This window comes from Microbispora sp. H10670 (assembly GCF_014161385.1).
Classification (GTDB): domain Bacteria; phylum Actinomycetota; class Actinomycetes; order Streptosporangiales; family Streptosporangiaceae; genus Microbispora; species Microbispora triticiradicis.
In genome coordinates this window covers 175,563-199,286 of record NZ_JABBWW010000001.1, presented here as the reverse complement: position 1 = coordinate 199,286, position 23,724 = coordinate 175,563, and the positions used below count along the sequence as shown (strand labels likewise).

The 23,724-nt window shown below is 72.6% G+C and carries 24 protein-coding genes and 2 pseudogenes; 18 read left to right on the top strand and 8 right to left on the bottom strand.

Translation table 11 applies throughout. From position 1 onward, the window contains the following. The first annotated feature begins 10 nt into the window (after positions 1–10). From proC to HHX33_RS00970, 7 genes are all read left to right on the top strand, one after another. Positions 11–805, top strand: a complete 795-nt coding sequence (proC, locus tag HHX33_RS01000) for a pyrroline-5-carboxylate reductase (RefSeq protein WP_117409144.1) — start codon at positions 11–13, stop codon at positions 803–805. Positions 806–955: 150 nt separating this feature from the next. Further along, entirely contained in the window at positions 956–2,119 is a 1,164-nt protein-coding gene (locus HHX33_RS00995) for an acetoin utilization protein AcuC (protein ID WP_182872903.1), read from the top strand. 42 nt (positions 2,120–2,161) lie between these two features. Further along, entirely contained in the window at positions 2,162–2,989 is an 828-nt protein-coding gene (locus HHX33_RS00990) for a phosphatase (RefSeq protein WP_182872902.1), read from the top strand. A gap of 310 nt (positions 2,990–3,299) precedes the next feature. Then, a complete protein-coding gene (locus HHX33_RS00985; RefSeq protein WP_030456159.1) occupies positions 3,300–3,503 on the top strand; it encodes a helix-turn-helix domain-containing protein in 204 nt (67 codons plus the stop codon). Between the two features lie 157 nt (positions 3,504–3,660). After that, positions 3,661–3,759 (top strand): 30S ribosomal protein bS22, encoded by a 99-nt coding sequence (locus tag HHX33_RS00980; RefSeq protein ID WP_018654693.1) that lies wholly within the window; start codon positions 3,661–3,663, stop codon positions 3,757–3,759. Between the two features lie 78 nt (positions 3,760–3,837). Beyond that, positions 3,838–4,902 (top strand): NAD-dependent epimerase/dehydratase family protein, encoded by a 1,065-nt coding sequence (locus HHX33_RS00975; RefSeq protein WP_182872901.1) that lies wholly within the window; start codon positions 3,838–3,840, stop codon positions 4,900–4,902. Positions 4,903–4,906: 4 nt separating this feature from the next. Beyond that, positions 4,907–5,809: a lysophospholipid acyltransferase family protein gene (locus HHX33_RS00970; RefSeq protein WP_182872900.1), complete on the top strand. Its 903-nt coding sequence runs from the start codon at positions 4,907–4,909 to the stop codon at positions 5,807–5,809. Positions 5,810–5,823: 14 nt separating this feature from the next. Here the strand turns inward: HHX33_RS00970 and HHX33_RS00965 are convergent, their stop codons facing one another. From HHX33_RS00965 to HHX33_RS00955, 3 genes are all read right to left on the bottom strand, one after another. Continuing rightward, on the bottom strand, positions 5,824–6,693 hold the full coding sequence (locus HHX33_RS00965; protein ID WP_117409149.1) for an HAD family hydrolase: 870 nt from the start codon (positions 6,691–6,693) through the stop codon (positions 5,824–5,826). Between the two features lie 55 nt (positions 6,694–6,748). Further along, positions 6,749–7,474 (bottom strand): DUF5667 domain-containing protein, encoded by a 726-nt coding sequence (locus tag HHX33_RS00960; RefSeq protein ID WP_182872899.1) that lies wholly within the window; start codon positions 7,472–7,474, stop codon positions 6,749–6,751. Between the two features lie 97 nt (positions 7,475–7,571). Then, on the bottom strand, positions 7,572–8,270 hold the full coding sequence (locus HHX33_RS00955) for a sigma-70 family RNA polymerase sigma factor (protein WP_182872898.1): 699 nt from the start codon (positions 8,268–8,270) through the stop codon (positions 7,572–7,574). A 271-nt stretch (positions 8,271–8,541) separates the two neighbouring features. On the opposite strand from HHX33_RS00955, the gene HHX33_RS00950 reads away from it, so the two are divergent. Then, a complete protein-coding gene (locus HHX33_RS00950) occupies positions 8,542–10,206 on the top strand; it encodes a putative quinol monooxygenase (protein WP_182872897.1) in 1,665 nt (554 codons plus the stop codon). 14 nt (positions 10,207–10,220) lie between these two features. On the opposite strand, the gene HHX33_RS00945 is transcribed toward HHX33_RS00950, so the two are convergent. Further along, on the bottom strand, positions 10,221–10,469 hold the full coding sequence (locus HHX33_RS00945) for a glutaredoxin family protein (protein ID WP_111699600.1): 249 nt from the start codon (positions 10,467–10,469) through the stop codon (positions 10,221–10,223). Between the two features lie 216 nt (positions 10,470–10,685). On the opposite strand from HHX33_RS00945, the gene HHX33_RS00940 reads away from it, so the two are divergent. The 7 genes from HHX33_RS00940 to hemL all read left to right on the top strand — a co-directional run bounded on the left by HHX33_RS00940 (position 10,686) and on the right by hemL (position 18,576). Beyond that, positions 10,686–11,384, top strand: coding sequence for a redox-sensing transcriptional repressor Rex (locus HHX33_RS00940; RefSeq protein ID WP_111699599.1), 699 nt, complete (start codon positions 10,686–10,688; stop codon positions 11,382–11,384). Positions 11,385–11,409: 25 nt separating this feature from the next. Then, on the top strand, positions 11,410–12,771 hold the full coding sequence (locus tag HHX33_RS00935; RefSeq protein WP_182872896.1) for a glutamyl-tRNA reductase: 1,362 nt from the start codon (positions 11,410–11,412) through the stop codon (positions 12,769–12,771). Continuing rightward, positions 12,768–13,679, top strand: a complete 912-nt coding sequence (gene hemC / locus HHX33_RS00930) for a hydroxymethylbilane synthase (RefSeq protein WP_182872895.1) — start codon at positions 12,768–12,770, stop codon at positions 13,677–13,679. Before HHX33_RS00935 ends, hemC begins: the two co-directional genes overlap by 4 nt. Next, complete coding sequence (locus HHX33_RS00925; RefSeq protein ID WP_182872894.1) at positions 13,676–15,265, top strand: uroporphyrinogen-III synthase; 1,590 nt, start codon at positions 13,676–13,678, stop codon at positions 15,263–15,265. The genes hemC and HHX33_RS00925 overlap by 4 nt, the downstream gene beginning before the upstream one ends. 108 nt (positions 15,266–15,373) lie before the next feature. After that, on the top strand, positions 15,374–16,360 hold the full coding sequence (gene hemB / locus HHX33_RS00920) for a porphobilinogen synthase (RefSeq protein ID WP_182872893.1): 987 nt from the start codon (positions 15,374–15,376) through the stop codon (positions 16,358–16,360). A gap of 204 nt (positions 16,361–16,564) precedes the next feature. After that, positions 16,565–17,209 carry a bifunctional DNA primase/polymerase gene (locus tag HHX33_RS00915; protein WP_111699594.1) on the top strand — a complete coding sequence of 215 codons (645 nt, stop codon included), beginning with the start codon at positions 16,565–16,567 and terminating at the stop codon, positions 17,207–17,209. A 71-nt stretch (positions 17,210–17,280) separates the two neighbouring features. Further along, complete coding sequence (gene hemL, locus HHX33_RS35440; RefSeq protein WP_182872892.1) at positions 17,281–18,576, top strand: glutamate-1-semialdehyde 2,1-aminomutase; 1,296 nt, start codon at positions 17,281–17,283, stop codon at positions 18,574–18,576. A 20-nt stretch (positions 18,577–18,596) separates the two neighbouring features. Here the strand turns inward: hemL and HHX33_RS34825 are convergent. Both HHX33_RS34825 and HHX33_RS00905 read right to left on the bottom strand, forming a co-directional pair. After that, positions 18,597–19,028: pseudogene (locus HHX33_RS34825) on the bottom strand (SDR family NAD(P)-dependent oxidoreductase); the annotation flags it as partial. Between the two features lie 16 nt (positions 19,029–19,044). After that, complete coding sequence (locus HHX33_RS00905; protein WP_182872891.1) at positions 19,045–19,461, bottom strand: ester cyclase; 417 nt, start codon at positions 19,459–19,461, stop codon at positions 19,045–19,047. 70 nt (positions 19,462–19,531) lie between these two features. Between HHX33_RS00905 and HHX33_RS00900 the strand changes: the two genes are divergently transcribed. Then, a complete protein-coding gene (locus HHX33_RS00900; RefSeq protein ID WP_182872890.1) occupies positions 19,532–20,401 on the top strand; it encodes a LysR family transcriptional regulator in 870 nt (289 codons plus the stop codon). A 14-nt stretch (positions 20,402–20,415) separates the two neighbouring features. On the opposite strand, the gene HHX33_RS00895 is transcribed toward HHX33_RS00900, so the two are convergent. Both HHX33_RS00895 and HHX33_RS00890 read right to left on the bottom strand, forming a co-directional pair. After that, on the bottom strand, positions 20,416–21,003 hold the full coding sequence (locus HHX33_RS00895; RefSeq protein WP_182872889.1) for a Uma2 family endonuclease: 588 nt from the start codon (positions 21,001–21,003) through the stop codon (positions 20,416–20,418). Positions 21,004–21,057: 54 nt separating this feature from the next. Further along, positions 21,058–21,951: an EamA family transporter gene (locus tag HHX33_RS00890; protein ID WP_182872888.1), complete on the bottom strand. Its 894-nt coding sequence runs from the start codon at positions 21,949–21,951 to the stop codon at positions 21,058–21,060. Positions 21,952–22,158: 207 nt separating this feature from the next. Here HHX33_RS00890 and HHX33_RS00885 point away from each other — a divergent pair, with 207 nt between their 5' ends. Together HHX33_RS00885 and HHX33_RS00880 are read left to right on the top strand one after the other, a co-directional pair. Beyond that, positions 22,159–23,067: a LysR family transcriptional regulator gene (locus HHX33_RS00885; protein ID WP_111699588.1), complete on the top strand. Its 909-nt coding sequence runs from the start codon at positions 22,159–22,161 to the stop codon at positions 23,065–23,067. A 12-nt stretch (positions 23,068–23,079) separates the two neighbouring features. Continuing rightward, positions 23,080–23,682 (top strand): annotated as a pseudogene (locus HHX33_RS00880) (histidine phosphatase family protein); the annotation flags it as partial. Positions 23,683–23,724 lie beyond the last annotated feature (42 nt).

Below are 23,724 nucleotides of genomic sequence, written 5' to 3'. Positions count from 1 at the left end.
AGGCACAGGGATGATCGCGATCCTCGGGACCGGAAAGATGGGCGAGGCCCTGCTCTCCGGGCTGGTACGCGCCGGTCTGCGGCCGGACGAGATCGTGGCGACGGCCCGCAGGCCCGAGCGGGCCGAGGCGCTGCGCGAGCGGTACGGCGTGCGGGTGGCGGGCAACGCCGAGGCCGCCAAGCTGGCCGAGACGCTCATCCTCGCCGTCAAGCCGCAGGACATGGGCGCGCTGCTGGCCGAGATCGCCCCGCACGTGCCCGCCGACCGGCTGGTGATCTCCGTCGCCGCCGGCATCACGACCGCCTTCGTGGAGACCAGGCTCGGGGACGGCGTGGCGGTCGTCCGCGTCATGTCGAACACGCCCGTCCTGGTCGACGAGGCCATGAGCGTCATCTCGGCCGGGGCGCACGCCTCCGAGGAGCACCTCAGGCGCACCGAGGCGCTGCTCAGCCCGGTGGGCAAGGTGCTGCGCATCCCGGAGGCGCAGCAGGACGCCGCCACCGCGCTGTCCGGCAGCGGCCCGGCGTACTTCTTCTACCTCGTCGAGGCGATGGTCGACGCCGGGATCCTGCTGGGCATGCCGCGCGCCGCCGCCCTCGACATGGTCACCCAGTCGATCGTCGGCGCCGCGATCATGCTGCGCGACTCGGGGGAGCACCCGGTGATCCTGCGCGAGGCCGTGACCTCGCCCGGAGGCACCACGATCGCCGCCATCGCCGAGCTGGAACGGCACAAGGTCAGGGCCGCGTTCCTCGACGCGATCGAGGCCGCCTGCGAGCGCAGCCGCCGGCTCGCCTCCGGCTGAGGGCCGTACGCGCGAGCCTGACGCACGGGCGAGGCGGGGCCCCGCTGTGACGGTCACGCACGAGGCCCGGACACGAGCCGGAGCGACGGCGTCAAGGTCCGGGTACGGGCGATAACGTTCTGGTATGAGTCACTGCGATGGCGTCGCCGCGTGAGCCGGGCGGTGCGGGTCGTCTGGGACGACGCCCTGGTCACGTACGACTTCGGGCCCGGCCACCCCCTCGCGCCTGTGCGCGTCGAGCTCACCATGGCGCTCGCCCGCGAGATGGGCGTGCTCGACACGGTCGAGACGACCGGCTGCGTCCCCGCCACCGACGACGAGATCGCGCTGGTCCACAAGCGGGACTACATCGAGGCGGTCAAGACCGTCTCGCGGGACGGCCGCCCCGACCTGCGGTACGGGCTCGGCACCGAGGACAACCCCGCCTTCGCCGGGGTGCACGAGGCGTCCGCGCTGGTCACCGGGGCCACGCTGGCCGCCGCCAGGGCCGTGTGGGACGGCACGGCCGAGCACGCGGTGAACGTCGCGGGGGGCCTGCACCACGCCATGCCCGGCGCCGCCAGCGGCTTCTGCGTCTACAACGACCCGGCGGTGGCGATCGCGTGGCTGCTGTCGCACGGCGCGTCCCGCGTCGCGTACGTGGACGTGGACGTGCACCACGGCGACGGCGTGCAGGCGGCGTTCCACGACGATCCCCGGGTGCTCACGATCAGCCTGCACGAGAGCCCGCGCACGCTCTTCCCCGGCACCGGGTTCCCGCACGAGACGGGCGCCGAGGGCACCGCGGTCAACGTCGCGCTGCCGGCGGGCTGCGGCGACGCCGGGTGGCTGCGGGCCTTCCACGCGGTCGTCCCGCCGTTGCTGCGGCACTTCCGGCCGCAGGTCCTGGTCACCCAGCAGGGATGCGACAGCCACGCCCTCGACCCGCTGGCGCACCTCATGCTCAGCCTCGACGGGCAGCGCACGACGTACGCCGCGCTGCACCGGCTGGCCCACGAGACCGCGGGCGGACGCTGGATCGCGCTGGGCGGCGGGGGCTACGAACTCGTCCAGGTCGTGCCGAGAGCCTGGACGCACCTGATCGCCGAGGCCGCCGGGAGTCCCGTCGACCCCGGCACCCCCACGCCGGAGGACTGGCGGACGTACGTGACGGAACGGACCGGCGAGATCCCGCCGTTGCGGATGACCGACGGGCGGCACCCACAGTGGCGTGACTTCTCCGAGGGGTACGATCCAGCCGACGCCGTCGACCGGGCCGTCGTCGCGACCAGGAAGGCGGTGTTCCCCTTCCACGGCCTGGATCCCATGCCCTGACATGTCCGGAATTGCGCCGAGCCGAGGAGCGCTGTAGCAGTCGTGACCCGACCGTCCTCCCCGCCGTCCTCCCGATCCTCCTCCCCGCCGTCCCCGGCCTCGCCCTCCCGGGCCGAACTGCGCGAGCACCTCGTACGGACCGCCATCGCCGGCGACGTCGCCACCAGCCGGGAGAACAACCTCGATCACTACCGGTCGCTCGCGCTGCGCGACCCGCACTACCTCTTCGGGCTCACCTTCGAGGGCGAGTGGTCCTACCACGACGTGCTGCGGCTGATGGCCGACCGGGCCGGGGTGGCGGCCGACCCCGGCCACCGCGAGGGCCAGGACACCATCGACCCCGATCGGACCATCGACGCGGTGGAGGAGATGGGGGACCGGGTCGCCAAGGTCCTGCGGCGTGGCTCGGCCCGGATCGTCGTGGCCACCGGCCACCCCACCGGCCTGCTCACCGTCCACCTCGCCCTGGCCAGGTTCGCGGCCGGGAACGGGGCGACCCTGCTGTCCCCCGCGGAGGGGTGGGCGTACGTCGGCGGACTCGGCCGCCGCAGGCGGATCCGCTACCTCGACGGCGTGGCGATGCTGGAGGACCGCGGCACGTTCGTGCACACCCACGACCCGCACCCGATGCGGGCGATCCTGGCCGAGGAGCGCCCCGACCTGGTGATCGCCGATCACGGCTGGGCGGGGGCGGCGGGCGAGGCCGGGGTCGAGACGGTGGGCTTCGCCGACAGCAACGACCCCGCGCTGTTCGTGGGGGAGGCGGAGGGCAAGATCGCCGTCAGTGTCCCGCTCGACGACAACGTGCTTCCCCGGCACTACGCCCCGTTGACCTCGTATCTGATCGCGCGCATCGCCCGTAGCCTCTGACACCCTTACGGACCTCCCAAATCGGGCATTTCGCGCCCGCTTTTGCACCGGTGTGTCGGGCGGTTGCCAACTTTTTTCTGATCCTGGGCGACTCTTATGTGAGAGAAGTTGGTCCGTTCCAAGATTGAGGCGAGGGGCACGGCCCTGCTGCTGCCAGCGACTTTCCCGATTTTGACGGCACACGGCTCCGCTGATGATGGAATGGGGGGTTTGCCTACTCGGAGTCCGGACTTACGCTGACGGCAGTACACGTGCGTGAGCGATGGCACCAGTGGGGATAACCCGGAAACACGTGCGGAAGAGGCGTCCGATGGGTGCAGGCGAAAGACCTCTCAGCGAGGTGAAGTTCTTGACGGTGGCCGAGGTGGCGACCGTCATGCGGGTGTCCAAGATGACGGTGTACCGGCTCGTGCACTCGGGCGAGTTACCGGCCATCCGTGTCGGCCGGTCCTTCAGAGTGCCCGAGCAGGCGGTGCACGACTACTTGCGGGACGCGTTCATCGAAGCGGGTTGAACGCCCTCGGACGACCACGCTTGACGGCGGCGTGGCCGGCCCGCGCCCGACGCGGGGTCCCCCGGGGGAGCGATCTACCGTGGATCGCCGGTAGTCTGTTGAGCCGGTGTGCGCTCGCGCGCCGGTTCGACTGTCACCACCTTCACCTGGGGGTCCCGTGGGCTCTGTGATCAAGAAGCGCCGCAAGCGCATGGCCAAGAAGAAGCACCGCAAGCTGCTGAAGAAGACCCGCATCCAGCGGCGTAACAAGAAGTAGCCGAGACGGAGCGCGCACCGGTCCCGAGGGACCGGGCGACCGTCGAACACGCACACGCACACCCCCGGCGAGGCGTCGATGACTCGTACCGTGCTGGTCACCGGTGTCCGCGGTCACATCGGCGCCCGTGTGGCGGCCGCGCTCGCGGGCGATCCGGAGATCGACCGCGTCATCGGCGTGGACACCGAGCCGCCGCCACCCCCTCGTGGGCGGGACGGCGGGCAGGACGGCCCGGTGCTCGGCCGCGCCGAGTTCGTCCGTGTCGCGCTGCGCGGCCCGGACCTGGCTCGGGTCATCCGGGACGCCGACGTCGACACGGTCGTGCACCTCAGCCTGGTCAGCGGCAGCGGCCGCGGAGACCGCCGGGCGGGCGGGACGGGCGGTGGCCGGCCGGCCATGAAGGAGCACAACGTCATCGGCACGATGCAGTTGCTCGCGGCCTGCCAGCGCTCCGCCACGGTGCGCCGCGTGGTCGTGCGCTCCACCACGGCCGTGTACGGCTCCTCGCCGCACGCTCCGGCCGTGTTCACGGAGGACACCGAGCCCGTCGAGGTGGCGCACCACGGGTACGCCAGGGACGCCACGGAGGTCGAGACGTACGTCCGGGGCTTCGCCCGGCGGCGGCCCGACGTGACGACGACCACGCTGCGGTTCGCCAACCTCATGGGGCCCGGCGTCGACTCGCCGCTCACGCGCTACTTCTCGCAGCCCGTGCTGCCCACCGTGCTCGGCTTCGACCCGCGGCTGCAGTTCGTCCACGAGGACGACGCCGTCGAGGCGCTGTGCCGTACGGCCGGGACGGACCACCCCGGCGTGTTCAACGTGGCGGGCGACGGCGTCCTGCTGCTGTCGCAGTGCGCGCGGCGCACGGGCCGGCCGGTGGTCCCGCTGCCGTCCCCGGCCTTCCGCCTGGTCGGCGGGCTGGCCAGGGGCGCCCGGCTGGTCGACTTCTCGCCCGAGCAGCTCACGCTGATGAGCCACGGCCGCGCGGTGGACACCGCCAGGCTCACCGCCGAGCTCGGCTGGCGCCCGAAGTACGGCACGGCGGCGGCGTTCGACGACTTCCTGCGGTCCCGGGGCGGCCCCGGTCACCTGCCGCTCGCCGCGGTCGACTGGCTGGCCGGCCTCGTGACGAAGCGGTGACGCGATGAACGACTTCCAGGACCGGCGCGCGGCCGGGAACGGCCATCCGGCCGGCCCCGGGAACGGCGACGACTCCGGCGAGCGGCTCGCGGAGCTGTTCGCCTTTCTGCGCCGCAGGATCACCGGCGACTACGAGGTCGACGAGTTCGGCTTCGATCCCGAGCTGAACGACCGGGTGCTGCTGGAGGCGCTGCGCCCGTTGTACCGGCACTGGTTCAGGACCGAGACCCTCGGCCTGGAGAACGTGCCGGCCGACGCCGGGGCTCTGATCGTGGCCAACCACTCCGGCACGCTGCCGGTGGACGCGCTCATGCTCCAGGTCGCGGTGAACGACGAGCTGGGCCGGCCGCTGCGCCTCCTCGGCGCCCACCTGGTCTACCAGCTCCCCGTGCTCGGGCATCTCGCCCGCAAGTCGGGGCACACGCTCGCCTGCCCCGAGGACGCCGACCGCCTGCTGCGCAAGGGCGAGGTCGTCGGCGTCTTCCCCGAGGGCTTCAAGGGCATCGGCAAGCCGTTCTCCGAGCGCTACCGGCTGCAGAGGTTCGGCCGGGGCGGGTTCGTCGCCTCGGCGATCAGGGCCGGTGTGCCGATCGTCCCGTGTGCGATCGTCGGCGCGGAGGAGATCTATCCCAAGATCGGGGACGTCCCCTCGCTCGCGCGCCTGCTCGGCCTGCCGTACCTCCCGATCACGCCGCTGTTCCCCTGGCTCGGGCCGCTCGGCCTGGTCCCGCTGCCGTCGAAGTGGCTCATCGAGTTCGGCGAGCCGGTCCGCACCGACTCCTACGACCCGGAGGAGGCCGACGACCCCGCGGTGGTCTTCGACCTCACCGACCACGTCCGGGAGACCATGCAGCGGCGGCTCGACGCCCTGCGGCTGCGCCGGGGGGCCGCGTTCCCGCCGATCTGATCCGGCCCCGGGCGTCAGAGGCTGGAGCGGTAGTGGCGGCGCAGCGCGATGCCGGCGGCGACGCCGCCCGCTATGGCCCCCGCCGTCGCCGCGATCGGCAGCCCGATCATGGTCGCCTTCCGGCCGGTCCGGAAGTCGCGGGTCTCCCAGCCGTTGTCCCTGGCGTGCTCGCGTAGCTCGCTGTCGGGGTTGATGGCGTACGGGTGGCCCACGAGCGAGAGCATCGGCAGGTCGTTGGACGAGTCGCTGTAGGCCGAGCACCGGGCGAGGTCGAGGCCCTCGCGCCGGGCCAGCGCCCGTACGGCCTCGGCCTTGGCCGGGCCGTGCAGCAGGTCGCCGACCAGCCGCCCGGTGTAGGCGCCGTCGGCGGTCTCGGCGACCGTGCCGAGCGCGCCGGTGAGCCCGAGCCGCTGCGCGATGACCCGGGCCAGCTCCACCGGGGTCGCGGTGACCAGCCACACCCGCTGCCCGGCGTCGAGATGCGCCTGGGCCAGCGCGCGGGTGCCCGCCCACACGCGGTCGGCCATCACGTCGTCGTAGATCTCCTCGCCCAGCCGGACGACCTCGTCCACCTTGAGCCCCGCGACGAAGGCGAGGGCCATCTCCTTGGCCCTGGCGATGTGCTCGGGGTTCTCGTTGCCCCGGACGCGAAACCACGCCTGCCCGACCGCGAACTTCGCCAGGTCGCGGGTGGTGAACAGGCCCCGCGAGGCGAGCCCGCGCGCGAAGTGGTAGATGGAGGCGCCGCGCATCATGGTGTTGTCGACGTCGAAGAACGCCGCCGCGGTCAGATCGGGCACGACCTCGGGGGCGGACACCGCCGCGGCGGCGGCCACCTCACCGGCGATCTCCGCCGCTTCCCTCCGTCGCAATAGCCGCCTCATGGCTCATCAGCTTAACCGCCGGACACCGTCCCCAACGTGAGCGGGACATGACGTGTCAGCGTCCGGAAGCCGTGAAAGTGTCGATGTAACGCAGGTACTGCGTGGCCTTGTCGCGGTTCTCCCCGTCGAGTTTCGGCAGCAGCGGCTCCACCACCTTGCGCTGCTGACGCGCGAACCGCCGCGCCTCGCCGTCGGCATGGCCACGCCGCGCCACGCGGGTCAGCGCGGCCCTGGTCTTCGTCTCCATGTCGTCGAGCGTCTGGGCGATCAGCCGGCGGCGGTCGGGGGCGGCCTCGCCGATCAGCGAGGCGGTCTCGGCCGCCCGCAGCCGGGCCGCGGCCATCTCCCGCTCCGCCCGGTCCTTCTCGTCGTACGCCAGGACGAGCACCGTCGACTCGGCCACCCGCTTCAGCGGGTACAGCACCTCGCCGGGCACCGCGTGGTACGTGCGCACGCCGGTGGCGAACATCCCGCTCAGCGCGACGCCGAAGACGAGGACGGGGCGCAGCCGGACGAGCAGGGACCGGCGGGGACGGGGTCGCCGGCTCCCGGCGTGGGAGGCGGGGGCGGCGGGGGGCGCCGCGTGCCTGCCCGCGGTGCGTTCGTCGGCGTGGGCACGCATGAGATCGGCCCGCAGCCGCTCGCGGAAGTCGGTGCTCGGGCCGCCGTTCACCAGGGACCGCAGGGCCGTCACGCGCGCGGCGACCCGCCGGGTGCGGGCCGAGGTCCGGCCGCCCTTCCGGCGCGAGGGTCGCCACCAGCCCATCACGGTTCCCGCCATCCCCCGCTCGACGTCGGCGACTGTCCTTTCCCGGCCGGATCGACCGTACTGCGAAGATCCGACCTGCGACATGCCCAACGACAGGGTGTGGGAATGGTTACGGGCTGTCAGCGAGATCGTCCGGGAGTGCCCGGGCGAGCGCCCTTATCGCCCGGAATTGGAGGGCCTTGATCGCTCCGGCCTTCTTGCCCATGATCTTCGCCGTCTCCGCGAGCGACATGCCCTCCACGAACCGCAGGATCACGCATTCCTGCTGCTCCGGGCCGAGTTGCTTGAGCGCCTGCATGAGGCGCTCGTTCACCATGTTCGCGACGACCGCGTTCTCGGGGATGTGCGGGCCGTCGAGAGGTGTGTCGAGAATCACCGCCGTGGTGACCTCAAGCCGGTTGCGTCCCGACTTGTAGTGATCGGTGATCAGGTTGCGGGCGATGGTGACGAGCCAGGCGCCGAAGTCGCGGCCCTGCCAGGTGAAGTCGGCGATGCCCCGCAGCGCGCGCAGGAACGTGTCGCTCGTCAGGTCCTCGGCCAGCGCGTGGCTGCCCACCCGGAAGTAGACGTACCGGTAGACCAGGTCGAGGTAATGGTCGTAGAGGAGGCCGAACGCCTCGCTGTCGCCGGTCTTGGCGCGCAGCACGAGGCTTCGCATCTCGTCGTTCTCGCGGTCGTGTTCGTGGCTGTACTCGCGGCCGTGTTGTCGGCCACGGCCGCGCTCGGTGAGATCCGCGGAGCGCGCGGGCTGCGCGGATACGGCGGTGGCCGGAGGCGACAGCCCGGCCAACGGCCACAGGTTCGGCATCCGTTATCCCATGGGGGAAGGGGAGTCGGCGTGCGGCAACACTCTAGAAATCAACGGGAGATAACACAATCCGTTCGAGTGGAAGAACTCGCTGCCGGAGAACGGGCGCCACCGTGAAACACGGCGTCGGCGGTGCTCGGGCGCTGATCGGGGGACGGAACGGACGGGCCGCCGCCGGATGCGGAGGCCCGTCGCCGGCGCCGGATCCCGCACCCGTACAGGGCGACCGGCTACCCGTGCGAAGGCGTTGTCAGGCAGCATGGGTGCCACCATGGAAGTCCTCGTCGCTCTCCTCGCGTTCGCCGGCGCCCTGCTCGCCGGCATCACCACCGGCGTCCTCGTCGGGCGTCTCCGTGACGAGCCGGCCGGATGGCTGATCGCGTGGAGCATCGCCACGGGCGCGCTCGCGGTGTCGCTCGGCGCCGTCGCCGTCGGCCACCTCACCGGCTTCGGGCCCGTGACGTTCCGGGCGTACCAGATCACCGGGTCGCTGCTGGCCCCACTGTGGCTGGCCGTGGGCGTGCTCCAGCTTCTCTCGGAGAAGGCGGCGGCCCGCTTCGCCGGGTGGCTGCTCGGCGCCGCTCTCACGGTCGTGGGCACGGTCATCATGGTGCTGGACCCCATCGTCGCCTCGGGGTTCGGCAAGACGCTGCCCGACGGCCCCGCCCACTGGGACCTGTGGCCCGAGTGGCTGCTGCGGGGCGTCCACGGCCTGGTGGTGTTCCTGCTCCTCCTCGCCCTCGGCATCGCGCTGATGAGCTGGCGCGACGGCGACGACTACGACGCCGACAACATGAACGCGACCGTGGTGCTCGCGCCCGCGGGCATGGCCCTCGCGGGCGCGCTGGAGTTCGGGCTCCCGGGGCTGCTGGTCGTCGCGCTGATGGCCGCCGCCGCCGGGGGCGTCTGGTACGCCGTGGCGCGTCCGCTCGCGCCGTACGACGACGAGGACGAGGAGGACGACGCGCCCGAGGAGGAGTGGCAGGGCCGGCGCGGCGGGCGGGCCGACACCGCCCTGCGCGCCGAGAGCCGGGGGCCCTCCGAGACCAGGGTGCCCTCCGCCCCCTCGGGCCCGGCCGTCGCGGCGGGAGGCCCGGGAGGCCCTGGAGGTCCGGGAGCCCGGGGCGCGGCGGCGGGGGCGGTCCCGCCCGGCGCCGCGCCGCGCCGCTCGGGGCTGGGCGACCTGGTGGCCGAGTATCGCGCGGGAGAGCAGGGCGAGGTCGACTACGCGGCCCGCATGCGCCCTCCGGACGGCCGCCCGGAGATCCGCCCCGACGGGCGCCCGGACGGACGGCCGCTCGCCGACGACTTCGGCGGGCCCGCGACCGGCCAGCTGCTGGCCGCCGACCAGTACGGCCAGCCGCGCCGGCCCGACTACGCCATGCCCGCCGGCCCGGCGGCCGGGCAGGACCGGGCGATGCCCGCGACGGGGGCGGTCTATCCGGGGGCGCCGGCGGGCGCCACCCCGGTGGGCGGGGCGGAGCTGCCCAGCCCGGCCGACCTCGCGGCGAGCTTCGGAGTGGGCTTCGGCAGGTCCCGGCAGGGCGTGAGCCCGGAGGGGGCGCAGCAGGCGGGCCGCCCGGCCCGGCAGGGGGGCTCGGTGAAGCCGTCCCCCGGCATCTACGGCCTGCTGACCGTGTTCACGCTGCTGGACGGTTCGGGCGAGGCGTTCGACAAGCTGGCGGAGGAGACGGTGGAGGCGGTGCAGCGCAACGAGCCCGACACGCTGCTGTTCGTCTGCCACGCGGTGAAGTCGGCCCCGCTCCAGCGCATCGTCTACGAGCTCTACCGCGACGAGGTGGGCTACGGCGAGCACCAGAGGCAGCCGCACATGGAGCGGTTCACCACCGAGCGGGTGAAGTACGTGCTGGCCGCCAACGTCATCGAACTCGCCGTCAACGCCGCCAAGGTCGTCCCGCTCCCCACCCGGATGTGATCCGGGGAGAGGGCTCAGCGGGCGAGGGCGGCGCGGAGGCGGGCCTCGTCGACCCTCCAGTACGTGTGCTGGACGCCGTCGACCAGGACGACCGGGATCATCTCCCAGTATTCGGCCTGATCCTCCGGTGAGGCGGTGATGTCGCGTTCCTCCCACGGGACGCCGAGCTCGCCCGCCACCCGCTCGACGACCGCGCGGGCGTCGTCGCACAGATGGCAGCCGGGCTTGCCGAGCAGGGTGATCCGGTGATCCGCAGGAGCCATGCCGCCAGCGTAGTCACGCTCCCGGCGTCCTCACGATCCGCGTGGTCACGATCCCGGCGGACCCGGATCGGCGACCGGCACACCCTCCTGGGACGCTGGTGAGCACGATCGACTTTGTGCATTGCTTCACAAAGGCACTAACCTGGATTCATTCCGTCGCATCCACCCTTGCGGCCGGGGGCGCACCGGCCGTCCGTCCCCCAGGAGTTCCGGCAAGTGATCCGCCGTATCCCGCAGGCACGCGATCGCGGTATCCCCGACGCCACCGTGGCGAGGCTGCCGCTCTATCTGCGTGCCCTGAACGGGATGGCCGAACGGGGCACGCCGACGGTGAGCTCGGAGGACCTGGCGGTCGCCGCGGGCGTCAACTCGGCCAAGCTCCGCAAGGACCTGTCCCATCTCGGGTCGTACGGAACCCGCGGTGTCGGCTACGACGTGCAGTACCTCATCTACCAGATCTCGCGTGAGCTTGGTCTCACCCAGGACTGGGCGGTGGCGATCGTGGGCGTCGGAAACCTCGGCCGGGCGCTGGCCAACTACGGCGGGTTCGCCTCCCGCGGGTTCCGCATCGCGGGCCTGCTCGACGCCGATCCGCACGTGGTCGGCGACCGCATCGCCGGTCTCGTCGTCGAGCACGCCGACGAGCTGGAGACGGTGATCAGGCAGCGCGGCGTGTCGATCGTCGTGATCGCCACCCCCGCCGCGCCGGCCCAGCAGGTCTGCGACCGTGTCATCGCGGCCGGCGTCACCAGTATTTTGAACTTCGCCCCCGTCGTCCTGGCTGTGCCTGACGGCGTAGATGTCCGTAAAGTCGATTTATCTATCGAACTGCAGATACTTGCGTTCCACGAGCAGCGCAAGGCTAATGGAGGACCCATCATGGCCGAGGAGTGGCCGGACGGGGTGGTCATGTGAGTGAGCCATCAGTGGGAGCGAGCTCATGAGTATCCTCGTCGTCGGCCTGAGCCACCGGACCACCCCGGTCGCCCTGCTCGAACGCGTGACGATCGGCGGGGACGCCCTCGTCAAGCTGCTGCACGACCTGCAGGCGGACGAGAACGTGTCCGAGGCGCTGGTCGTCTCCACCTGCAACCGCGTCGAGGTCTACGCCGCGGTCGACCGCTTCCACGGCGGCCTCGGCGCCGTGACGAACCTGCTCGCCGCGCACTCCGGCCTGCCGCACGAGCGGCTCGCGCCGCACCTGTACGTGCACTACGAGGACCGGGCGGTCCAGCACCTCTTCACGGTCGCCTGCGGGCTCGACTCCATGGTCGTCGGCGAGGGGCAGATCCTCGGCCAGATCAGGACCGCGCTCCGCCTGGCGCAGGAGGAGGGCACCGCCGGGACCACCCTCAACGAGCTGGCCCAGCACGCGCTGCGGGCCGGCAAGCGGGCGCACGCCGACACCGGCATCGACCGGGCCGGCGCCTCGCTCGTCGGGGTCGGCCTGACGCTCGCCGAGCGGGTCCTCGGGCCGATCGCCGGCAGGCGCGCCCTGGTGGTCGGCGCGGGCTCGATGAGCTCGCTGTCCGCCGCGACCCTCTCCCGCGCGGGCGTGACCGACATCGTCATCGCCAACCGCACCCGGGAGCGGGCCGAGCGGCTCGCCGAGACGGTCGGCGGGCGCGCCGCGGACCTGGCCGGCATCCCCGCCGAACTGGCCGGGGCCGACCTCGTGATCTCCTGCGTCGGCGCCGGAACCCGCACGATCGACCCCGACATGATCGGGGACCGCGACCGCCCGCTGTTCCTGCTCGACCTCGCACTGCCCCACGACGTGGACCCCGGCGTACGGGACCTGCCCGGCGTGACGCTCGTCGACCTGGAGTCGATGCAGCAGGACGGCGTGGGCGACGACGTCGCCGACGGCGGCCGGGCCGAGGCGATCCAGGAGGTCTGGCGCATCGTGACCGAGGAGGTCACCGCCTACCTGCACGCGGAGCGCGCCGCCCTGGTGACCCCCACGGTCGTGGCCCTGCGCAGCAAGGCCGCCGGAGTGGTGGAGGCCGAGATGGGCCGGTTGATGTCCCGCCTGCCCGGCCTCGACGGGCGGACCCGCGACGAGATCACCCAGACCGTGCGGCGGGTCGTGGACAAGCTGCTCCACGAGCCGACCGTACGGGTGAAGCGGCTGGCCGCCGCGCCGGGCGGCGACCAGTACGCCGAGGCGCTGCGCGAGCTCTTCGGCCTCGACCCGAACGCCCCCGACGCCGTGTCGTGCCTCGACCGCCTGGACGGCCTGGAGACCTTGGAAAACCTGGACGGCATGCGGAGCCCGAAGAGCCCGGAGGTGGAGCGATGAGCACGCCCCTTCGTCTCGGCACCCGCAGGAGCCTGATGGCGACCACCCAGTCGGGGATCGTCGCCGAGCGGCTGACCGCCCTGACCGGCCGGGAGGTCGAGCTCGTCGGCGTCACGACGTTCGGCGACGTCTCCCGGGCCCATCTGACCCAGCTCGGCGGCACGGGCGTCTTCGTGAACGACCTGCGCGGCCGGCTGCTCGCCGGCGAGGTCGACTTCGCGGTGCACTCGCTCAAGGACCTGCCGACCAAGCAGGACGAGCGCATCGCGCTCGCGGCCATCCCCGAGCGGGACGACCCCCGCGACGCGCTCGTCGGCCCGGTGAGGCTGCGCGACCTGCCGCCCGGAGCCCGTGTCGGCACCGGGTCGCCGCGTCGGGTGGCCCAGCTGCGCCTGCTCCGGCCGGATCTCGACTACCTCCCCATCAGGGGAAACGCGGACACCCGCATCGGCAAGGTGACGTCGGGCGAGCTCGACGCCGTCGTGCTGGCCGCCGCCGGGCTGGCCAGGATCCGCCGGACCGGGGAGATCGCCCAGGTGTTCGAGGTCGGCGAGATGCTGCCCGCCCCCGGGCAGGGCGCCCTCGCCGTCGAGTGCCTGGCCGACCGTGCCGATCTCGTCGAACTGCTGAGCGCCGTCGACGACCCGCTGACGCGGGCCGCCGTGGACGCCGAACGTTCGGTGCTCGCCGCCCTCGAGGCCGGTTGCGCGGCCCCGGTAGGTGCTTTCGCCTCCGGTGACGGGCACATTCTCAATCTGACCGCCACCGTCGTCGCCGTCGACGGCGCACGGTCGGTGCGCAAGTCCACCTCCGGACCTTCTCCGGCGGCAGTGGAGCTCGGCCGTGAACTCGCGGCAGCCATGATCGCCGAAGGGGCCGACACGTTGATGGGGGAGCAGGCCCATTGAGCCCCGCCGACCACACCACCCAGGCCCGATCCGGGTTCGTCGCCTTCGTGGGCGCCGGCCCCGGTGACGAGAACCTGCTCACGTTGCGCGGCGCCGACCTGCTGAGCAGGGCCGACGTCGCCGTCCTCGACCGCCGGGCGTACGGACCACTGCTGCGCCACTGCCGCGAGGACGTCGAGGTCGTCGACATCTCCGCCGACGCGGCGGAGAACTCGGTGTCGTTGAAGACCATCCAGGCCGCCAAGGCGGGCCGCACCGTGGTGCGGCTGTGCTCGGGCGACCCGTCCTTCTTCTCCTCCGTCACCGACGAGGTGGCCGCCTGCGCCAAGGCGGACGTCGACTTCGAGATCGTGCCCGGCGTCCCGCCGGCCACGGCCGTGCTGACGTACGCCGGCATCCCGCCCGCGGCGTCGGCGCCGGAGTTCCGGATCGTGGACGCCGCGCAGGTGGACGACTGGGCGAGGCACGCCGACTGCGCGGGCACCCTCGTGATCTACAACGGCGTCGCGGACGCGGTCCCGATCAGCAAGGCGCTGATCGCGGGCGGCAAGCCCGACTCGACGCCGGTCGCGGTCACCAGCGACGGCACCACCACCGAGCAGTACACGGTGGTCTCCACGCTCGGGCGGCTCGGCCCCGACCTCAAGCACGCCGGGATGACCGAGCCCGCGCTGATCGTCGTCGGCGACGCGGTCGGCATGCGCGACCGCCTGTCGTGGTTCGAGACCAAGTCGCTGTTCGGCTGGCGGGTCCTGGTGCCGCGCACCAAGGAGCAGTCGAAGGGCCTGTCGGAACAGCTCCGCTCGTACGGCGCGGTGCCCGAGGAGGTGCCGACGATCTCCGTCGAGCCGCCCCGCACCCCGCAGCAGATGGACCGCGCCATCAAGGGCCTGGTCACCGGACGCTACGAGTGGGTCGCCTTCACCAGCGCCAACGCCGTCAAGGCCGTCCGCGAGAAGTTCGAGGAGTACGGCTTGGACGCCCGCGCGTTCGCCGGGCTCAAGGTCGCCGCGGTCGGCGAGGCCACGTCTCGGGCGCTGGTGGAGTTCGGCGTGAAGCCCGACCTCATGCCGACGGGCGAGCAGTCGTCCGAGGGCCTGCTCGCCGAGTGGCCGCCGTACGACTCGATGCTCGACCCGATCAACCGGGTGCTGCTGCCACGGGCCGACATCGCGACCGAGACGCTGGTCGCGGGGCTGACCCAGCTCGGCTGGGAGTGCGACGACGTCACGGCCTACCGCACCGTCCGGGCCGCGCCGCCGCCCGCCCCGATCCGTGAGGCGATCAAGGGCGGCGGGTTCGACGCCGTGCTGTTCACGTCGTCCTCGACCGTACGGAACCTCGTCGGCATCGCCGGCAAGCCGCACAACGTCACGGTGATCGCGGTCATCGGGCCGCAGACGGCCAAGACGGCCGAGGAGTTCGGCCTGCGGGTCGACGTGATGGCCGACAGGCCGTCCGCCTCGGCCCTCGCCGCCGCGCTGGCGGACTACGGTGCGAAGATGCGCCACGCCGCGGTGTCGGCGGGCGAGGTGCCGCGCCGTCCCTCCCAGATGCGCCGGGGCGCGCGGCGCAGGGTGAAGTAACAGCGCGTGAAGTAGAACGCGTGAAGTAGCAGCGCGAGTGGATTCGATTCGCGTGCGGCCCGCGGGGGCGATCCCGCGGGCCGCGCGATCCAGAGCGGGGAGATCGTTGTGAACGCCCGATACCCGGTGGCGCGGCCCCGGCGGCTGCGCCGCACCGCCGCGATGCGGCGGATGGTCGCGGGGACGCGGCTGCACCCGGCCGAGCTCATCCTGCCCGTGTTCGTCAAGGAGGGCATCGCCGAGCCGCAGCCGGTGGGCTCCATGCCCGGGGTCGTCCAGCACACCCGCGAGTCGCTGCGCAAGGCCGCGCACGAGGCGGCCGAAGCCGGCGTCGGCGGGATCATCCTGTTCGGGATTCCCGCGCACAAGGACGCCCGGGGCTCGGGCGCCGACGACCCCGACGGGATCGTCCAGGCGGCCCTGCGCGATCTCGCCGCCGACCTGGGCGACGCGCTGGTCCTGATGACCGACACCTGCCTGGACGAGTACACCGACCACGGCCACTGCGGCCTGCTGACCGCCGACGGTGAGGTGGACAACGACGCGACGCTGGAGCGGTACGCGTCGGCGGCGGTCGCCCAGGCGGCGGCCGGGAGCCAGATGATCGCGCCGAGCGGCATGATGGACGGCCAGGTGGGGGCCATCCGCGCCGCCCTCGACGCGGCCGGCTTCGCCGAGATCCCGATCCTGGCCTACGCGGCCAAGTACGCCTCCGGCTTCTACGGGCCGTTCCGCGACGCCGCCGAGTGCGCGCCGCAGTTCGGCGACCGCAGCGCCTACCAGCAGGACCCGGCCGGTCCGATCGGCGAGGCGCTGCGCGAGGTGCGTCTCGACCTGGCCGAGGGCGCGGACGCCGTCATGGTCAAGCCCGCGCTGGCGTACCTGGACATCCTGCGGCAGGTGCGCGACCTGGTCGAGGTGCCCGTCGCGGCCTACCAGGTCAGCGGCGAGTACGCGATGGTGGAGGCCGCGGCGGCCAACGGCTGGATCGACCGGGAGCGGGTGATCATGGAGTCGCTGGTCGCGATCCGCCGCGCCGGTGCCGACATGATCCTCACGTACTGGGCCACGGAGGTCGCCCGGGCACTATCCTGACCTCTCATCAGGGCCCTGCCAGGCGAGGGAAATCAGCAGGTACGTACCATCGTGCCTATCGCAGGGCGGCGGCGGCGACGGAATGTCCGGCGCACGCCGCCGGTTTCGGGCGTGGCCGGGGCAGCGTGGCGAGGCGCCGCCGGGGCCGCGCGGCAGGGCGTGTCTCGTCGGAGACCGCTTAGGTCGCTTGTGGGGAGGAGCGCCATGGTCGGAGTACCGCTGGCCCGTCGTGCGAAACGGCGCGCGCATCACGCGCCACCGAAGATGACGTCGGTGCTCGAGTACGCCCAGCTGGGCTGGGCGAGCTGTATGGGAGCCCATCCGCTGGCCGAGGGGGGCAGGGCGTGCTCCTGTGACCGGGTGGGCTGTCCCGACCCCGGCATGCACCCGCTGTCGCCCGCCTGGCAGATGCAGGCCACGACGGACACCGCGCTGCTGACGCGGTGGTGGAAGCAGGATCCGGACGCGAACGTGATCCTGCCCACCGGCAGGGTGTTCGACGTCTTCGACGTGACGGCCGAGGCGGGCCGCCCCACGCTGGCGGCCATGGACGCCGCGGGCTTCGACACCGGCCCGGTCGCCGAGAACGGCGACCGGGTGCTTTTTTTCGTGGCGACGCGCGGCGCCCCCGAGGACGAGGACGAGTGGTGGTCCTGCCACCTCGACGCGGGCCCGGAGACCATCGACAGCACGCCGGGGCTGCGCTGGCACTGCCGGGAGAGCTACGTGCTCGCGCCGCCGTCCACCACGCCGTCCGGCGGGACCGTGAGCTGGATCAGGCCTCCCGACGGGCGTCCCCTGCCCGACCCGCTGCGGGTCCTCGACCTGCTCGCCGACTTCTGCGAGTAGTCACCGCGAGTGGTTCTCGCGAGCGGTTCCCGGTACGGCCACCGCGCCGGCCGGCCCGTAACCTGGAGGGCGTGACTCGTACGCAGACCTCCGAGGACCTGTTCGACCGCGCCCGCCGGATCGTCCCCGGCGGGGTGAACTCGCCGGTGCGCGCCTTCGGCGCCGTGGGCGGCACGCCCCGCTTCATGGCCTCCGGTGAGGGGCCGTACATCACCGACGTGGACGGCAACCGCTACGTCGACCTGGTGTGCTCCTGGGGCCCGATGATCCTGGGTCACCGGCACCCGGCGGTCGTGGAGGCGCTGGAGGAGGCCGTCGCACGCGGCTTCTCCTTCGGCACGGCGACCGAGGGGGAGGTCCTGCTCGCCGAGGAGATCGTCGCCCGCGTGGCGCCGGTCGAGAAGGTCCGCCTGGTCAGTTCGGGCACCGAGGCCACCATGTCCGCGGTACGGCTCGCCCGCGGCTTCACCGGCCGGGCGAAGGTCGTGAAGTTCGCCGGCTGCTACCACGGCCACGTCGACGCGCTGCTGGCGTCCGCCGGCTCGGGCGTCGTCACCTTCGGCCTGCCGGACACCCCGGGCGTCACCGGCGCCTCGGCGGCCGACACGATCGTCCTGCCGTACAACTCGGTCGAGGCGGTCGAGGAGGCCTTCCGCACGTTCGAGATCGCCTGCGTGATCACCGAGGCGTGCCCGGCGAACATGGGCGTCGTGCCGCCCGCCGACGGCTTCAACGCGCGCCTGCGCGAGCTGTGCACCGAGCACGGCGCGCTGCTGATCATCGACGAGGTGCTCACCGGCTTCCGCGTCTCCGCCTCCGGCTGGTACGGCGTCGACCCCGTCGAGGCCGACCTCATGACGTTCGGCAAGGTGATGGGCGGCGGGCTGCCCGCCGCGGCGTTCGGCGGCCGGGCGGAGGTCATGTCCGCGCTCGCCCCCGAGGGCCCCGTCTACCAGGCCGGGACGCTGTCGGGCAACCCGCTCGCCTGCGCGGCCGGGCTGGCCACGCTGCGCGCCTGCGACGACGACGCGTACGACCGCATCGACGCCTCCGCCCTGGTCATCGGGCGGGCGGCCTCCGACGCGCTGGCCGCCGCCGGGGTGCCGCACCGCCTCCAGCGCGCGGGCAACCTCTTCTCGATCTTCTTCACCGACACCCCGGTCACCGACTTCGCATTGGCCCGCACCCAGAACACCGACGCGTACCGGGCGTTCTTCCACAGCATGCTGGACCAGGGCGTCTACCTGCCGCCGTCGGCGTACGAGGCGTGGTTCCTGTCGGCCGCCCACGACGACGAGGCGCTCACCCGGATCGCCGAGGCCCTGCCCCTGGCCGCGAAGGCCGCCGCCCAGGCCGCCGGCGCCTGAGACGGCCGGCTGCTGCCCTTGCTGGTCATGTACGCGAGATCGCGGTTCTGCGTCGTGGTGATGCCCGAGCCGGTGTTGACGATGCGCCCCCATCCGGCGGCGCGCATTCCCGGGGCGAACGCCCGCGCGAAGAGCAGGATCGCCTCGACGTTGACCGCCTGCACCTTTCGCCACAGGTCGATCGTCATGTGATCGAGGTCGGCGAACGGGAAGATGCCGGCGTTGTTGACGAGGATGTCGCAGCGCCCGTACCGGTCGAGGACCGTGCCGGCCACGGCGTCGACCTGCGACGGTTCGCTGACATCGCACACCAGCCCCAGCCTGTCGCCGCCGCCCGTCAGCTCCCCGACGGCGCCGGCCGGGTCGTCGACGTCGACGGCGACCACGTTCGCGCCGTCCGCGGCGAGCCGGCGGCAGTACGCGTATCCGATGCCCCGGGCCGCCCCGGTCACCACCGCCGTCCTTCCGTCAAGCGCCACGGGTGAACTCCAGCCCGATCTGCTGCGCGATCCCGAAGTAGTCCTCCAGGTGCCACGTCCGCACGATCCGGCCTCCGGCCATCTGGTGGAAGTCCGACGCCCGGAGCTCGACCTCGCGGCCCGTGCCCTCGACGCCGAGCAGCTCCCCGGTGTGCACGCCGCGGCCGACCGAGCGCACGGCCACCATGTCACCGGACTCGACGAGGTGCTCGATCGTGACGGTCAGGCCGGAGAACACCCCTCGTAGGTGATCGATGCTCCTCTTCCATCCGTCGGGGCCGGTCGCGCTTCGCAGGGCCGGGACGGCCTCCCAGTCAGGGGCGAGGGCCTCGTCGACCAGCGCCGTGTCACCGGTGGCCAGGGCCTCGTAGAAGCGCCGGGCCGCGATCTCGTTCTCGGTAGCCATGAGTCCACGCTAGGGACGCGCGTCACGGCTGATCAAAGACCTGTTCCGCAACACGTCATACGCTTCGGGTATGACGGACCTCGACCTACGGCTGCTGCGCTACTTCACCGTCGTCGCGGCGCACCTGCACTACGGCCGCGCCGCGGACGAGTTGCGCGTCGCGCAGCCGTCGCTGAGCCGGCAGATCAGCCGGCTTGAGGCCGAGGTGGGCGCGCGGCTTCTCGACCGCACGCGGCAGGGCACCCGGCTCACCGAGGCGGGAGAGGCCTTCCTCCCGCACGCGCGCGCGTTGCTGCGCGCGTCGGAGCAGGCCGTGGCCGTCGCCCGGGCCGCCGCGCAGCCCACCCGGATCACCATCGGCTACACCGCGGGCCTCATCGTCACGCCGGCGGTGCGGGACCTGCGGCACAGGCATCCCGACGCCGACGTACGCACACTGCACCTGGAGTGGAACGAGCCGCGTGAGGCGCTGCTCGACCGGCGGGTCGACGCGGTGGTCACCCGGCTGCCGCTGCGAACCGGCGGCCTGCGCGTGACGATCCTCTACGACGAGCCGAAGATGCTGCTCGTGCCGGTCGGGCACCGGCTGGCCGGCAAGGAGTCCGTCACCCTCGACGACATCGAGGGCGAGCCGATCCCCCGCTTCCCGGATCCCGAGTTCGACGCGTACTGGCGCGTCGACCCGCGACCCGGAGGCCGTCCCGCGCCCGACGGGCCCCTGGTCGAGACCATCGAGGACAAGCTCGAACACATCGCCGCGGGGCAGGCCGTGGCCATCGTCCCGGCCGCCCTGTACGCGGCCGGCATCCGCCCCGACCTCACCACGATCCCGCTGCACGGCGTCGAACCGGGTCACGTCGTCGTGGCGACCCGGGCCGCGGACCGCGGCCGGCTGGTCGCCGCGTTCCACACCTCGGCCCGCGACCACCTCCGCGGCTGACCCCAGCCCGCGCCTCACTTCACCAACTGGTCGAGATCCACCTCGATGGGAAAGGGCACCGGAACCGTCAGGCGCCCGTGGTGGATCCCGGTCGGCGTGTACGCGCCCGTGGCCGGGTCCCGCTCGTACACGTACACGACCGGCCTGCCGTCATGCTCCTCGATCCGCCAGAAGTGCGGGATGCCCGCCTCGGCGTAGCGCGCGGGCTTGAGCTTGCGGTCGCGTTCGACCGACTCAGGCGAGACGATCTCGACCACGAGATGGACCTCGCGCGGGGCGTAGAACGTGCGGGACATGTCCGCCCCGGCCTCGGTGTCGATGAGCATCACATCCGGGCACGGCCGCGTACGGTCCCCGAGCTTGACGTCCATCCGGTGGACAGCGGCCAGGGCCGCGGGAGCCTGCGCGTCCAGACGTTCGATCAGCCCCTGTATCAGGCGCTGGTGAAGCCGTCGCTGAGGAGCCGCGAGAACGAGCGCTCCGTCGATCAGCTCGACGTGGGTGAAGAGGTCGGGCTCTCCGTTGGGGCCTTCCGTCGGCAGGTGATCCAGGTCGTCCGCCGTCCATTCTCCTGGGGGCCGGTGCCCGGGTGCGCTACTCATGGCAGGCACTTTAGCGATCAGGTGATGACTGAAAGTAACCGATTGCCGCACGTGTCAGCGGGAGGCGGGGGAGGGAGTGGGAGTGGGAGTGGGGGCCGTGCGGGGGCGGGTGCCGGCGTAGAGGAGGCCGGCGAGGATGAGGGCGCCGGCGGCGACCGTGAGCGGGGAGACGGGCTCGCCGGTGAACAGGGCGGCGGAGGCCAGCCCGAAGACCGGCACCAGCAGGCCGTACGGCGCGACGAGCGAGGCGTCGTACCGGGTGAGAAGCCATCCCCAGACGGCGAACCCGCCGAGGGTCGACAGAAGCGCGGTGTAGAGCACGGCGCCCACGCCCTCCACGGTGAACGACCCCAGCGAGGACGGGCCCTCGGTCATCAGGGCCAGCGCCAGGAGGGGCGGCGCCGAGACGGCGCTGACCCACACCATGAAGCGGAGGGAGTCGGGCGGCGCGGCCCTGCGGGTGGCGACGTTGCCGAGCCCCCACCCGGCCGCCGAGGCCACGCACAGCAGGAACGCCCCGAAGGGGATCGCCCCCGACTCCGCGACGACACCGGCCGCGATCAGGCCCAGGCCGGCGAAGGCCACGACCGTACCGGTGATCCGGCGCCGTCCGAGCCGCTCGCCGAGCAGCGCGGTCGCGAACAGCGCGGTGAAGACCGCCTGCACCTGGATGACCAGTGAGGTCAGCCCGGCGGGCATGCCGGCGCGCATGCCGAGCAGCAACAGGCCGTACTGGGCGACGCCGAGCGACGCGCCGGTGGCCAGCACCCACCGCCAGGGCACGCGCGGTCCTCCGGCGACCAGCACGGCGGGGAAGGCGGCCAGCAGGAACCGGAGGGCGGCGTACGTGAGCGGCGGGTAGTGCTTCAGGCCCGTCTGCATGACGACGAAGTTGCAGCCCCAGACGGCGGCGAGCGCGACGGCCAGAGCCAGGTGGCGGGGGCGCATGGATCGGTCGCCCGGAAGGGTCAGCGGGAGTGACGCCGGTCCCGGCTCTGCCTGGCCTGCTTCGCCAGAGTCTCCAGGTAGGAGGTCTGCTCGGTACGGGTCGGCTTCGTGAAGAACTTGTTGAAGATTCGCATGAGCAAATCATCGCATCGCTAAACAGTTGAGCACAACCGAGTTTTTCTTACCCGGACGGTTTAGACTGTCTACATGTTGGATCTGAACCGGCTGAAGGCACTGCACGCGGTCGCCGTCTACGGGTCCGTGGGCGCCGCCGCCGAGGCGCTGATGGTGACCCCGTCGGCGATCTCCCAGCAGCTCGCCAAGCTCGAACGGGAGACCGGCGCGGTCCTGATCGAGCGCAACGGCCGCGGGGTGAAACTCACCGACGCGGCCGGGCTGCTCGCCGACCACGCCGAGCGCATCCTCGCGCTCGTGGAGACGGCGGAGGCCGACTTCGAGGCGCTGCGCGGGGAGGTGGTCGGCAGGCTGAGCATGGCCGCCTTCCCCACCGCGGCGCGGGGCATCGTGCCGCGCGCCCTCACCACACTGAAGAGGCAGCACCCCGACCTCGACCTGCTCGTCTACGAGCGGGAGCCCGAACGGCAGATCCGCGAGCTGTCGCGCGGCGACCTCGATCTCGCCGTCCTCCAGGACTGGCTCAACCGGCCGATGGCCCTGCCGGAAGGGCTGTCGCGCACGGCGCTGCTCGACGACGTGGCCGACGTCGTGGTGCCGGCCGACCACCCGCTGGTGGGCGCCGACCGGGTGCGGCTGAGCGACCTCGACGGCGAGAGCTGGATCAGCTCGACCCCCGGCACGGTCTGCCACGACTTCCTGGTGTTCCTGCTGCGTTCCGAGGAACGGGAGCCGCACATCGTCTCCATGGCCGACGAGTACCCCACCCAGCTCGCGCTGGTCGCCGAGGGCCACGGATGCGCGCTCATCCCGCGGCTCGGCCGGGGACCGCTGCCGGAAGGCGTCGCCGTCCTGGCCGTCCAGCCGCCGCCGGTCAGGCGGATCTACGCGGTGTGGCGGACCGACGCCGCGAGGCGTCCCGCGATCCGCGCCGCCGTGGAGGCGCTGCGCTCCGCGTGCCCGGAGCCGTCCGGTGGGTAGGCTGTGCAGGTCATGACAGAGATGACCATCGTTCACCTGCTCCGGCACGGAGAAGTCCACAATCCCCGCGGCGTCCTGTACGGCAGGCTGCCGGGTTACCACCTGTCCGAGACCGGCCGCCGGATGGCCGAGATCGTCGCCAAGGCCGTCGTGGGCAGGGACATCGTCGCGGTCTGGAGCTCGCCGATGGAGCGCGCCCAGGAGACCGCGGAGCCGGCCGCGCAGGCCCTGGGCCTGGAGACAACCACCGACGAGCGGCTCATCGAGGCGGGCAACGTCTTCGAGGGCCTGCGGATGACCGGCGGCGACACCGTCTTCCGCGATCCCCGCTCCTACCGCCACTTCAGGAACCCGTTCCGGCCGTCCTGGGGCGAGCCGTACCGCGAGGTCGTGGCCCGCATGAAGTCGGTGGTGGACGACGCGCGGGCGGCGGCCCGCGGCCACGAGGCGCTGCTGGTCAGTCATCAGCTGCCGATCTGGGTCATCCGGCTCGCCGCCGAGGGCAGGCGGCTGTGGCACGACCCGCGCAGGCGTCAGTGCGCGCTGGCCAGCCTCACCAGCCTGACCTTCGAGGGGAACCGGCTCATCAGCGTCGGTTACAGCGAGCCCGCCGGGGCGCTGCTGCGGGAGGTCGCGCAGCCGCAGGGCGAGGCCGCG

Excerpts from the sequence above, each read along its gene's own strand:
- HHX33_RS00975 (WP_182872901.1), top strand. The coding sequence starts at position 3,838 with ATGACTCGTACCGTGCTGGTCACCGGTGTCCGCGGTCACATCGGCGCC.
- HHX33_RS00965 (WP_117409149.1), bottom strand. The coding sequence starts at position 6,693 with ATGAGGCGGCTATTGCGACGGAGGGAAGCGGCGGAGATCGCCGGTGAG.
- proC (WP_117409144.1), top strand. The coding sequence starts at position 11 with ATGATCGCGATCCTCGGGACCGGAAAGATGGGCGAGGCCCTGCTCTCC.
- HHX33_RS00885 (WP_111699588.1), top strand. The coding sequence starts at position 22,159 with ATGTTGGATCTGAACCGGCTGAAGGCACTGCACGCGGTCGCCGTCTAC.
- HHX33_RS00935 (WP_182872896.1), top strand. The coding sequence starts at position 11,410 with ATGAGTATCCTCGTCGTCGGCCTGAGCCACCGGACCACCCCGGTCGCC.
- HHX33_RS00945 (WP_111699600.1), bottom strand. The coding sequence starts at position 10,469 with ATGGCTCCTGCGGATCACCGGATCACCCTGCTCGGCAAGCCCGGCTGC.
- HHX33_RS00895 (WP_182872889.1), bottom strand. The coding sequence starts at position 21,003 with ATGAGTAGCGCACCCGGGCACCGGCCCCCAGGAGAATGGACGGCGGAC.
- HHX33_RS00900 (WP_182872890.1), top strand. The coding sequence starts at position 19,532 with ATGACGGACCTCGACCTACGGCTGCTGCGCTACTTCACCGTCGTCGCG.
- HHX33_RS00890 (WP_182872888.1), bottom strand. The coding sequence starts at position 21,951 with ATGCGCCCCCGCCACCTGGCTCTGGCCGTCGCGCTCGCCGCCGTCTGG.
- hemC (WP_182872895.1), top strand. The coding sequence starts at position 12,768 with ATGAGCACGCCCCTTCGTCTCGGCACCCGCAGGAGCCTGATGGCGACC.
- HHX33_RS00915 (WP_111699594.1), top strand. The coding sequence starts at position 16,565 with ATGGTCGGAGTACCGCTGGCCCGTCGTGCGAAACGGCGCGCGCATCAC.
- HHX33_RS00955 (WP_182872898.1), bottom strand. The coding sequence starts at position 8,270 with ATGCCGAACCTGTGGCCGTTGGCCGGGCTGTCGCCTCCGGCCACCGCC.
- HHX33_RS00970 (WP_182872900.1), top strand. The coding sequence starts at position 4,907 with ATGAACGACTTCCAGGACCGGCGCGCGGCCGGGAACGGCCATCCGGCC.
- HHX33_RS00985 (WP_030456159.1), top strand. The coding sequence starts at position 3,300 with ATGGGTGCAGGCGAAAGACCTCTCAGCGAGGTGAAGTTCTTGACGGTG.
- HHX33_RS00960 (WP_182872899.1), bottom strand. The coding sequence starts at position 7,474 with ATGGCGGGAACCGTGATGGGCTGGTGGCGACCCTCGCGCCGGAAGGGC.
- HHX33_RS00950 (WP_182872897.1), top strand. The coding sequence starts at position 8,542 with ATGGAAGTCCTCGTCGCTCTCCTCGCGTTCGCCGGCGCCCTGCTCGCC.
- HHX33_RS00905 (WP_182872891.1), bottom strand. The coding sequence starts at position 19,461 with ATGGCTACCGAGAACGAGATCGCGGCCCGGCGCTTCTACGAGGCCCTG.